This is a genomic window from Dapis purpurea BLCC-M126 (genome assembly GCF_050015975.1).
GTDB lineage: Bacteria > Cyanobacteriota > Cyanobacteriia > Cyanobacteriales > Microcoleaceae > Trichodesmium.
Genome location: NZ_JBNHER010000184.1, coordinates 1 through 4262, shown reverse-complemented (window position 1 = coordinate 4262; position 4262 = coordinate 1). Strand labels below are relative to the sequence as shown.

The following is a 4262-nucleotide window of genomic DNA, read 5'->3' as shown; positions in this document are numbered from 1 at the left end:
AAACAGCAGACCTAGCTACTACCACACCCCTACCATTATCATCACAAATAGATGCGGAGAAAGGTTTTGTGTGGTCTTATTATGTCCGCGATCTAGAATATGATTGGGAAATTCTAGTAGAAAATGTAGGAGATCCGAGTCATGTTCCTTTTTCTCATCATGGAGTACAAGGTAATAGAAATAAAACAATACCAATAGTGATGGAGATTGTACAATCAACGATCGATTTAATTGAAATTTTCTATTTCTCACATGGAAACAATCTTGTAAAAATTAATTTTGAACCTCCTTGTCGGTTAGAATATTTAGTTAGTATTAGTGATAGTGAAAAAAAATTAGGACTTATTCTTTATTGTTTACCTGTATCCCCTGGAAAATCTAGAATTGTTGTTCAATATTCTAGGAACTTTGCTCAAACAATACATCGGTTAATACCCCGTTGGTGGAATCATCTGAAAATTTGGAATTTGACTTTTGATGGAGATATGGTTTTACTAAATCAGCAGGAGCATTTACTACAACAAAAATATAAGAGTGAAAGTTGGAAAACAACTTATAAGTTACCTACAAGTGCAGACCGTTCAGTAATTGAGTTTAGGAATTGGTTGGATAAATATTGTCATGGTAAATTACCTTGGAGTAAAGTAGGAATTAGTGATGCAAATAACTCTCTAGTAAATAATAATCATGCCTCACTATTGGATCGTTACAAACAACATACTCAGCATTGTAGTAGTTGTCGGGAGGCATTAAAAAATCTACAAAGATTACAATTTTTACTTCTAACTTATTTCATAATTATTGTGTCTGGAGTTGCTATTTTTTCAGATAATTTGCGGAGGCAAATAGGTTTACCTTTAGTAATTACAGCACTTTTAGGAATGGGAATTTATGCTTGGTTAAAATTGTGGTTAATTCCTCAATTTTACTTTGTTGATTATATCCATGCTAAAAAATGAATTGCTATAAAAAGTATGCCAAAATCTAGATATAGAGACAAAACTTAGTAATATTCAATGTAGTCGTCGAATTTTTCCCAAATTGTAATTTATTGAACTATAACAACAAATAAAATGCAAACCGAATTCAACTTTTTTCAACATTGGTATCCTCTTTCACCTATTGAAGACCTAGATCCAGAAATTCCTGTTCCCGTAACTCTATTGGGAATGCGTCTAGTCATTTGGAAGCCAAAATATTCTAAAAATTACCAGGTATTTTTAGATGTTTGTCCTCACCGTTTAGCACCCTTAAGTGAAGGTCGAGTTGATGACAAAACTGGTAATTTAATGTGTAGTTATCATGGTTGGCAATTTGATTCTCAAGGTATCTGTACTCATATTCCCCAAGCTGAAAATCAGGAAATTATAGAAAAAAATCAGAAAAATTTTTGTGTAACTGCCTTACCAGTGCGTCAAAAAAATGATTTACTCTGGGTTTGGCCTGATGCGAAAACAGCAGACCTAGCTACTACCACACCCCTACCATTATCATCACAAATAGATGCTGAGAAAGGTTTTGTCTGGTCTTCTTATATCCGCGATCTAGAATATGGTTGGGAAATTCTCATAGAAAATTTAGCAGATCCTAGTCATGCTCCTTTTGCTCATCATGGTGTACTGGGTAATCGAGACAAAGCAAGACCTATACCTATGGAGATTCTCCAATCTACAATTAATTTAGTTGAAGTTTCTATTTCAAAAGGCTTCACAAAAATTACTTTTGAACCTCCTTGTCGGTTAGAATATGCAACTACTATTGGTGATACTGGAAAGAAAGTAGGACTTGTTACTTATTGTATACCAATATCTCCTGGTAAATCTAGAATTATTGCTCAGTCTACTAGGAATTTTGGGAACACACTTCACAGGTTTAAACCGCGTTGGTGGGATCATATCAAAACTCGAAATTTGCTGATAGATGGAGATATGGTTTTACTAAATCAGCAAGAACATTTACTGCAACAAAAACAATCAACTGAAAGTTGGAAAACAGCTTATAAATTAACTACAAGTGCAGACCGTTTAGTAATTGAGTTTAGAAATTGGTTTGATAAATATTGTCATGGTAAATTACCTTGGAGTGAAGTGGGAATTAATGATTCAAATAACTCTCTAATAAATAATGATCGCACCTTACTATTGGATCGTTACAAACAACATACTCAGCATTGTAGTAGTTGTCGGCAGGCGTTGAAAAATCTACAACGATTACAATTTTTACTTATAACTTATTTCATAATTATTGTGTCTGGAGTAGCTATATTCCCAGATAATTTGCGGATTCAAATAGGTTTACCTTTAGTAATTACAGCACTTTTAGGAATAGGAATTTATGCTTGGTTAAAATTGTGGTTAATTCCTCAATTTTACTTTGTTGATTATATTCATGCTAAAAAATGAATTTATATTTTTGAGGGAGTAGGAAGATAGTTTTCTGTATGCTTTTTCCTAATGGGACTTACACAACTTAATAATCAAAATTATATAATGCTTGTCTTGTATATCAACGATTTTACTTCAAAGGTATCGCTAGCAATGAAAAAACAAGCAATGCTGCAATGCTCCCTTGGTTTTAAATGTGGTACCAACAGTTTGATAATTGTTGGAAAAACACACCTCAAAAAACAGGATTCCGCTATTATTTGGGGCGACAATACATTGGAGAAATCAGTAATATTATGTTCGGTTAAATAGTTTTTATAATTCAAGTCCGTAGTAGGGCTGAAGCCCTGTCTAAAGTTGAACCTGAAGCCATCCTACAAACAAAAACTTTATTATAAGTGATTATCCGAACATGATATAAAACAGATAATTGAATAGTAACTGTAACAACTCACCTGAAATGATGGCAAAAGCTGAAAGCTGAGAGCTAGTTAAAGGTAAGCATTCAGCTATTAGCTGTCAGCTATCAGCAATAAAAACCTGTGCTTAAGAACGGGGTTTAAATGAGTACAGACTTTGGAGCTGACTTTTCTAGTAAGATTTTTCAATTCTCTATTAAATATTGCTTTTATCACTCGCTCAAAGCAATAGCTTATAGCTGTTACCGTTAGCGTTTGCGCAGCATTCCGCAGGAAAGCTCCTCTGAAAGAGGCAGCATTCCCCAGGAAAGGAAAAGAGCCTAGCTGACGGCTGAATGCTTACAGTTAAAGATTAACTCCATTCAGCTAGAACAATTTTTCCAATAGTTCTACCCTTTTCAAGACGTTGATGAACATCCCGTAAGTTTTTAGCATCGATCGGTTTGACTACCTCATTGCAAGTTGTAACAATTACACCATCTTCGATCAGTTGACTCAACTCATTAAGTAAATTACTTTGCTCTGCCATATCTTCTGTTTGATACATGGAGCGAGTAAACATAAATTCCCAAACAAAGCCAGCACTCTTACTCTTTAAAGTTTCCATGTCTAACGGTTGTTCATTTTCCACAATAGAACAAATCATACCTTGGGGTTTAATCGCTTTAGTCATAGCTTCCCAGTGACCATCGGTGTCGTTCAAGCAAAGAATATAATCGACATTTTGATAACCAACTTTATCAATCTCTTCCGCAAGATTATTGCGATGATTGACCACCTCATCAGCACCAAGTTTTTGACACCAAGCGATAGTTTCAGGACGAGAAGCTGTAGCAATGACATTCAGTTTGGCTAGCTTTTTCGCTATTTGAATGGTAATGGAACCAACTCCCCCTGCACCATTGATAATTAAAATTGATTTACCCGCATCTGCTCCTTTTTTATCAATATTCAATCTTTCAAACAGAGCTTCCCAAGCAGTGATACCAGTAAGAGGAAAAGCTGCTGCATGAGCAAAATCTAAATTCTTGGGTTTGCGACCGACAATTCTGGCATCCACCAAATGAAACTCGCTGTTGCTACCAGGACGAGTAATATCTCCTGCATAATAAACCTCGTCTCCAGGTTTAAATTCTGTTACTTCTTCTCCAACTTCTACCACGATACCTGCTGCATCCCAACCAAGAATACGGGGTTCAGATTCAACTTTATCTTGAGGAGAGCGAACTTTATAATCTACTGGGTTAACAGAAATAGCTTTAACCTGTACCAGTAAATCTTTACCTTTAGCTGTGGGTTTAGGAATTTCAACATCTAACAGACTATTTTCGTTGTTAATGGGTAAATATTGAGTTAAACCTACTGCTTTCATGGATTTTACCTCCAAATTTTAAATATTATTAGGTTATATCATGTTCGGATGATCACTTATAATAAAACCAGAATCATTACAGTAGAG

3 protein-coding genes are annotated in these 4262 nt (G+C 34.9%); 2 read left to right on the top strand and 1 reads right to left on the bottom strand.

What is annotated here, in order from left to right:
* Both ACP6PL_RS16290 and ACP6PL_RS16285 read left to right on the top strand, forming a co-directional pair.
* On the top strand, positions 1-959 hold a 959-nt coding region (locus tag ACP6PL_RS16290), incomplete at its 5' end, for a Rieske 2Fe-2S domain-containing protein (protein WP_426546312.1).
* A gap of 114 nt (positions 960-1073) precedes the next feature.
* A complete protein-coding gene (locus tag ACP6PL_RS16285; RefSeq protein ID WP_426546311.1) occupies positions 1074-2402 on the top strand; it encodes an aromatic ring-hydroxylating dioxygenase subunit alpha in 1329 nt (442 codons plus the stop codon).
* A 753-nt stretch (positions 2403-3155) separates the two neighbouring features.
* Here ACP6PL_RS16285 and ACP6PL_RS16280 read toward each other — a convergent pair.
* The gene (locus ACP6PL_RS16280) at positions 3156-4175 is read right to left on the bottom strand and encodes a zinc-binding alcohol dehydrogenase family protein (protein WP_426546310.1); all 1020 of its coding nucleotides are present in this window, start codon (positions 4173-4175) and stop codon (positions 3156-3158) included.
* Positions 4176-4262 lie beyond the last annotated feature (87 nt).

What these genes read in the sequence shown, in the direction of transcription:
- ACP6PL_RS16285 (WP_426546311.1), top strand. Translation starts at nt 1,074, where the DNA reads ATGCAAACCGAATTCAACTTTTTTCAACATTGGTATCCTCTTTCACCT.
- ACP6PL_RS16280 (WP_426546310.1), bottom strand. Translation starts at nt 4,175, where the DNA reads ATGAAAGCAGTAGGTTTAACTCAATATTTACCCATTAACAACGAAAAT.